The sequence below is a fragment of the Mesorhizobium sp. M4B.F.Ca.ET.089.01.1.1 genome (assembly GCF_004022605.1).
GTDB lineage: Bacteria > Pseudomonadota > Alphaproteobacteria > Rhizobiales > Rhizobiaceae > Mesorhizobium > Mesorhizobium abyssinicae.
In genome coordinates, this window is the sequence record NZ_RZOS01000347.1 from 1 (window position 1) to 6,308 (window position 6,308).

Annotated in this window: 6 protein-coding genes; 4 read left to right on the plus strand and 2 right to left on the minus strand. The window is 65.6% G+C overall.

The genetic code is table 11. From position 1 onward, the window contains the following. From EN780_RS25160 to EN780_RS25170, 3 genes are all read left to right on the plus strand, one after another. Positions 1 to 1,101: ABC transporter permease (locus EN780_RS25160; protein WP_133372708.1), on the plus strand; the 1,101-nt coding region annotated here is incomplete at its 5' end. Next, positions 1,098 to 2,726 (plus strand): ABC transporter ATP-binding protein, encoded by a 1,629-nt coding sequence (locus EN780_RS25165; RefSeq protein WP_127393952.1) that lies wholly within the window; start codon positions 1,098 to 1,100, stop codon positions 2,724 to 2,726. The genes EN780_RS25160 and EN780_RS25165, both read left to right, overlap by 4 nt. Positions 2,727 to 2,767: 41 nt before the next feature. Further along, positions 2,768 to 3,709: a glyoxylate/hydroxypyruvate reductase A gene (locus tag EN780_RS25170; protein ID WP_128275637.1), complete on the plus strand. Its 942-nt coding sequence runs from the start codon at positions 2,768 to 2,770 to the stop codon at positions 3,707 to 3,709. A 4-nt stretch (positions 3,710 to 3,713) separates the two neighbouring features. Here the strand turns inward: EN780_RS25170 and EN780_RS25175 are convergent, their stop codons facing one another. Both EN780_RS25175 and EN780_RS25180 read right to left on the minus strand, forming a co-directional pair. Further along, positions 3,714 to 4,088 (minus strand): hypothetical protein, encoded by a 375-nt coding sequence (locus EN780_RS25175; RefSeq protein ID WP_127286553.1) that lies wholly within the window; start codon positions 4,086 to 4,088, stop codon positions 3,714 to 3,716. Positions 4,089 to 4,170: 82 nt separating this feature from the next. Next, a complete protein-coding gene (locus EN780_RS25180) occupies positions 4,171 to 5,103 on the minus strand; it encodes a methyltransferase domain-containing protein (protein ID WP_128275635.1) in 933 nt (310 codons plus the stop codon). Between the two features lie 107 nt (positions 5,104 to 5,210). On the opposite strand from EN780_RS25180, the gene EN780_RS25185 reads away from it, so the two are divergent. Beyond that, entirely contained in the window at positions 5,211 to 6,221 is a 1,011-nt protein-coding gene (locus EN780_RS25185; protein ID WP_128275636.1) for a ligase-associated DNA damage response exonuclease, read from the plus strand. Positions 6,222 to 6,308: the final 87 nt, after the last annotated feature.

The window sequence follows — 6,308 nt, forward strand, 5'->3', positions numbered from 1 at the left end:
GCCCGCCCCTGGCTGTCGCCGCTCAACCAGCGGCGCCTGCAGAACTTCAAGTCGAACCGGCGCGGCTTCTGGTCGTTGTGGATCTTTCTCATCCTGTTCGTGCTGTCGCTGTTTTCCGAGTTCATCGCCAACGACAAGCCGATCATCGCCTCCTACAAGGGCGAGATCCTGTTTCCGGTGCTGGTCGCCTATCCGGAAGAGAAATTCGGCGGCTTCTATGCCGTGACCGATTATCGCGACCCCGTCATCCAAGACGAGATCAACGCCAATGGCTGGATGATCTGGCCACCGGTGCGCTACTCCTACCAGACGGTCAACAACGCCATTCCCGAGGCGGCTCCGACCAAGCCGTCCTGGCTCTACGACAAGAAGACGCTCTGCAACCAATACCCGCAAGGCGCGGCCGACCCCAACTGCTCGGTCGGCAACTGGAACTGGCTGGGCACCGACGACCAGGCGCGGGACGTGCTGGCGCGGCTGATCTACGGCTTCAGGATATCCGTCCTGTTCGGCCTGATCCTGACCGTGGGATCGTCGCTGATCGGCGTGGCGGCCGGCGCCATGCAGGGCTATTTCGGCGGCTGGACGGACCTTCTGTTCCAGCGCTTCATCGAGATCTGGTCGGCAATCCCGGTGCTCTATCTGCTCCTCATCGTCGCCGCCATCTTGCCGCCCGGCTTCTTCATCCTGCTCGGCCTGATGCTCTTGTTCTCCTGGGTGGCGCTGGTTGGCGTGGTCAGGGCCGAGTTCCTGCGCGCCCGCAACTTCGAATATGTCAACGCCGCGCGCGCCCTCGGCGTGCCCAACCGCACGATCATGTTCCGGCACCTGTTGCCCAACGCCATGGTGGCGACGCTGACCTTCCTGCCCTTCCTGCTCTCCGGCTCGATCTCGACGCTGACCTCGCTCGACTATCTCGGCTTCGGCCTGCCGCCGGGCTCGGCCTCGCTCGGCGAAATGCTTAAGCAGGCGCAGCGTAACCTCAACGCGCCGTGGCTCGGCATTTCCGCCTTCATCGTCATCTCGCTGATGCTGTCGCTGCTGGTTTTCGTCGGCGAGGCGACGCGCGACGCCTTCGATCCGCGCAAGACGTTCAAATGAGCGAGCCCCTGCTTTCCGTCCGCGATTTCAGCGTCGCCTTCGCGCAAGGCGGCAAGCAGTCGCTGGCCGTCGACCACATCTCCTTCGACATCGCCAAGGGCGAGACGGTGGCGCTGGTCGGGGAGTCCGGTTCCGGCAAGTCGGTCTCGGCGCTGTCGGTGCTGAAGCTCCTGCCCTACCCGACGGCCAGCCACCCGTCCGGACGGATTCTGTTCCAGGGCGCCGACCTGTTGGCCATGGACGAGAAAGCGCTGAGGCGCGTGCGCGGCAACAAGATCACCATGATCTTCCAGGAGCCGATGACCTCGCTCAATCCGCTGCACACAATCGAGCAGCAGGTCGTCGAGGTGCTGAAGCTGCACCAGGGGCTCGGCGACAGGCAGGCTCGAGCGCGCACGCTGGAACTGCTCAACGAGGTCGGCATACGCGACCCGGAAAAGAGGCTCGACGCCTATCCGCACCAGCTTTCCGGCGGCCAGCGCCAGCGTGTCATGATCGCCATGGCGCTGGCCAACGAGCCGGAGCTTCTGATCGCCGACGAGCCGACGACGGCGCTCGACGTCACCGTGCAGGCGCAGATCCTCGAGCTGCTTGCGAAGCTCAAGGCCCGCAAGGGCATGTCGATGCTGTTCATCACCCATGATCTCGGCATCGTCAGGAAGATCGCCGACCGCGTCTGCGTGATGACCAAGGGCAAGATCGTCGAGAGCGGCCCGACCAAGGACATCTTCGCCAATCCGCAGCATGCCTATACCAAGCACCTGCTGGCGGCCGAGCCGAAAGGCAAGCCGCCGGCTGCGAATACCGACGCCAGGGCGGTGATGATGGGCAAGGACATCAAGGTCTGGTTCCCGATCAAGCGCGGCTTCTTCCGCCGCACCGTCGACAATGTGAAGGCGGTGGACGGGATCGACGTCACCGTGCGGGCCGGCCAGACGCTCGGCGTCGTCGGCGAATCCGGCTCGGGCAAGACGACGCTTGGGCTGGCGCTTGCCAGGATGATCTCGTCGACCGGAACCATCCAGTTCGACGGGCGCGACATCAACCAGCTCTCCTTCAATGCCATGCGGCCGCTCAGGCGCGAGCTGCAGATCGTTTTCCAGGACCCGTTCGGCTCGCTCAGCCCGCGCATGTCGATCGCCGAGATCATCGAGGAAGGACTGAGGATCCACGAGCCGAAGCTCACGCCCGACCAGCGCGACGACAAGGTCGTCGACGTGCTGAAGGAGGTCGGGCTCGATCCCGAGACGCGCAACCGCTATCCGCACGAATTCTCCGGCGGCCAGCGCCAGCGCGTGGCCATCGCCCGCGCCATGGTGCTCAACCCGCGCTTCGTCATGCTGGACGAGCCGACCTCGGCGCTCGACATGAGCGTGCAGGCGCAGGTCGTCGACCTCCTGCGCAGCCTGCAGGCCAAGCACGATCTCGCCTATCTGTTCATCAGCCACGACCTGAAAGTCATCCGCGCGCTTGCCAACGACGTCATCGTCATGCGCAATGGCCAGATCGTCGAAGCCGGGCCTTCCGAACAGATTTTTGGCAGCCCGCAAACCGACTATACTCGGGCACTGATCTCGGCCGCCTTCCGGATCGAGACGGCGCCGACCGGCGTGGTCAGCGAATAGGCAGGGCCAAAGCTGAAATGACAGGGAAGAAAAATCCGCACATGGAAAAAGGCCGCGTCCTGCTTGCCGTCACCGGCTTTCATCCGCAGCGCTGGCGCGAGCTGCTCTCGGCCCAGCGCGAGGTGGTGCTGGAGCCGGACGGCGCCAGCGATCCCTCGATTACCTATGCGGTGGTGTGGAAGCAGAAGGCCAACCTGCTTTCGTCCCTGCCCAATCTGCGCGCCATCTTCTCGATCGGCGCCGGCGTCGACCATATCTTCGCCGATCCCGGCCTGCCCGACGTGCCGATCGTCAAGGTGGTCGCCGACAACCTCACCCAATACATGACCGAGTATGTGGTCTGGCGCGTGCTCGACCATCACCGCCAGGGCATGCTCTATCAAGCGCAGCAGAAGAAGAAGACCTGGCACGAACCGCCGCAGCGGCCGGCCGGCGACATCTCGGTCGGCATCATGGGGCTCGGCAATCTCGGCCGCGCGGCGGCGTCGGTGCTGTTGTCGCTGGGCTTCGCGGTCAATGGCTGGTCGCGGACGGAGCGGCCGATGAAAGGTGTTTCCACCTATGCGGGCGAGGTCGGGCTGATCCCTTTCCTCAACGCCACCGACATATTGGTGGTGCTGCTGCCGCTGACGGCCCAGACACAAGGCATCGTCAACTACAGTCTTCTGAAGGAACTGCGCAAGCGCAACGGCCTCGGCGGCTCGGTGCTGATCAATGCCGGACGCGGACGCCTGCAGAAGGATGCCGACATCCTGCGCGCGCTGGAGGACGGCACGCTGAAGGAGGCGAGCCTCGACGTGTTCGAGGTCGAGCCGTTGCCGAAGACCAGCCCGCTATGGGCGCATCCGAAGGTGTTCGTGACGCCGCATGCGGCGGCGACCTCCGATCCTGTGCATCTGGTGCCGATCATGCTGCGGCAGATGGCGGCTTACGAGCGCGGCGAGAAGCTCGACAATATCGTCGACCGCGAGGCCGGATACTAAATCCTCAAGACGGCTTCGAGCCGGGCAGTTCGAACTTGTTCTTCTTTTTCGGCTGGCCGCAGTCGCGGCGCTCGATCGACCGGTTCATGGCGTCGATCTGGCCGCTTGCCCTGTCGCTGTCGCGCGTCGCCTTGGAGCGCATGTCGGGCGTGAACGGACCGAAACCCATGGCCGGGTTGGAGAAGGTCGTCTTGGCGGTCGTCGGCAGGTGATTTTGCTCGGCCAGCCCATTGCGCTGGGCAATCAGCTGATCGCACGGCACGCTGTCATATTGCAGCGAGGACTGAACGTCCTCGTCCTGGCGTTCCGCCATCGAGGTGCCGCCGACGCAGCCGGCCATTGCCAGGCACGAGGCCAAGGCCATCATGTTCCAGCGCATGGTGTCCCTCTCTTTCTGTGTCCGCCCCGTACAACCCCGACACGAGATTCGGGCTTTTTCGCAGCAGGAACCTGGCGCAGGTTCACGACGTCGACGATTTCCCCGCCACCACGGCGAGGCCATCGATCGGCTCGTGGCGGTCGTGGCGGACGATCGTGCTGTCCAGCGACAAGATCGAAAAGCCGCTGGCGGCCAGAACGTCCCGCACGTAGCCTTGCGAATGCGCATAGCGGCGTGACGGCCCCAGCGCGAAACCGTTGCCGCCGGCCAGTTCTCCATCAGCCAGCGTCTCGACCGAGAAGGCAAACAATCCATCCTCGGAAAGCATGCCGGCGACGGTGCTCACAATGCCTTCGAGCGCGCCGACATAGATGAACACGTCGGCCGCCACCACCAGGTCGGCCTTCGGGCCGGCAAAGGCAAAGTCCTGCAGGTCAGCCTTGACGAGCCGGTCGTAAATGCCCTTGGCCCGCGCCTGCTTCAGCATGGCCGCCGAGATGTCGCAGCCCTCCAGCCGGTCGGCGATCGGCCGCAGCCTTTCGCCCATCAGGCCGGTGCCGCAGCCGAGGTCAACCGCCAGAGAGAAGCGGCCCGGCCGGACCGATCGAATGGCCTGATCGAGGAATTCTGGCATCCGGTAGCCGAGTTTGCCGACGAGCGACTCCTCAAAGGTAGCTGCATACTGGTCGAACAGGGTCTCGACGAAGGCGCTGGGCGGGCCGGCGGCAGCCGGCGCCTTGCCGATCAGCTGCAGCTTCAGCGCGGCGCCGAGCCGGTCCGCCGGCTCCAGCCGCAACGCCATCGCCCAGGCCTGCGCGGCCTGATCGGGCTGGCCGGCGGCTTCCTGCATCTCGCCGAGGCGGAACCAGCCGGCCGACCATTGCGGCGCCAGCTCGAGCGCGCCGAGCAGCAGCTCCGCCGCAGCAGTGGGATCGCCGGAGGCGCCGAGCATCTCGGCGAAGCCGGCGCGGCGGTCGGCGGTCAGGTCGCCGGATGAGGCCTGGAACGGTTTCATGGTGCAAGGATCCCACCGGCGATCTGACCGGCGGCTGGCTGTAGGATGAGTCAGCAGTCTCTGGCAACAGGCTTCCCGCGCCGGATTTGGCCACTATCTTGGGAGCCATGCGCGCCAGCGACCTGCTCAAGCCCCGCCCCGAGGGCCTCTACTGCCCGCCCGGCGATTTCTTCATCGACCCGGTGCGGCCGGTGGCCCGCGCGCTGATCACGCACGGCCACTCCGACCATGCGCGCTCCGGCCACGGCTCGGTGCTCGCGACCCGGCAGACGCTCGACATCATGGCGTTGCGCTATGGCGAGGATTTTGCCGGGGCCAGGCAGGCCGCCGACCTCGGCGAGATGATCGACCTCAACGGCGTGTCGGTCAGCTTTCATCCGGCGGGCCATGTGCTGGGCTCGGCGCAGATCGCGGTCGAGCATCGGGGCATGCGCATCGTCGCTTCCGGCGACTACAAGCGCCAGAAGGACGCCACCTGCAAGCCGTTCGAGCCGATCCCTTGCGACATCTTCATCACCGAGGCGACGTTCGGCCTGCCGGTGTTCCGCCATCCGCCGGACACCGAGGAAATCGTCCGGCTGCTGAAATCGGCGGCGCAGTTTCCGGAGCGCTCACACCTGATCGGCGCCTACGCGCTCGGCAAGGCACAGCGCGTCATGCGGCTCTTGCGCGACTGCGGCTACGACAGGCCGATCTATATCCATGGCGCGCTGGCGAAGCTCAGCGAATATTACCAGAGCCAGGGCATCGACCTCGGGCAGCTCGACCCAGCAACGGTCGACAGCGGCGGCAAGGACGATTTCGCGGGCGCCATCGTCGTCGGTCCGCCGGCGGCCTTCGCCGACCGCTGGGCGCGGCGATTTCCCGACCCGATCTCCTGCTTCGCCTCGGGCTGGATGCGCATCCGCCAGCGCGCCAAGCAGGGCGGCGTCGAACTGCCGCTGATCATCTCCGACCATGCCGACTGGGACGAGCTGACCACCACGATCAAGGAGACGGGTGCTTCGGAAATCTGGGTGACCCACGGCCGCGAGGAAGCGCTGGTGCGCTGGTGCGAGCTGGAAGGCATCGCGGCGCGGCCGCTGCATCTGGTGGGCTATGAGGACGAGGGCGATTGAACGTGACTGAGCCAATCCTCGATGCAGCGCCCTACGGCGCCCCCCTCTGGCCTGCCGGCCATCTCCCCCACTTGGGGGGAGATCAGA

Excerpts from the sequence above, each read along its gene's own strand:
- EN780_RS25165 (WP_127393952.1), top strand. The coding sequence starts at position 1,098 with ATGAGCGAGCCCCTGCTTTCCGTCCGCGATTTCAGCGTCGCCTTCGCG.
- EN780_RS25170 (WP_128275637.1), top strand. The coding sequence starts at position 2,768 with ATGGAAAAAGGCCGCGTCCTGCTTGCCGTCACCGGCTTTCATCCGCAG.
- EN780_RS25175 (WP_127286553.1), bottom strand. The coding sequence starts at position 4,088 with ATGCGCTGGAACATGATGGCCTTGGCCTCGTGCCTGGCAATGGCCGGC.
- EN780_RS25180 (WP_128275635.1), bottom strand. The coding sequence starts at position 5,103 with ATGAAACCGTTCCAGGCCTCATCCGGCGACCTGACCGCCGACCGCCGC.
- EN780_RS25185 (WP_128275636.1), top strand. The coding sequence starts at position 5,211 with ATGCGCGCCAGCGACCTGCTCAAGCCCCGCCCCGAGGGCCTCTACTGC.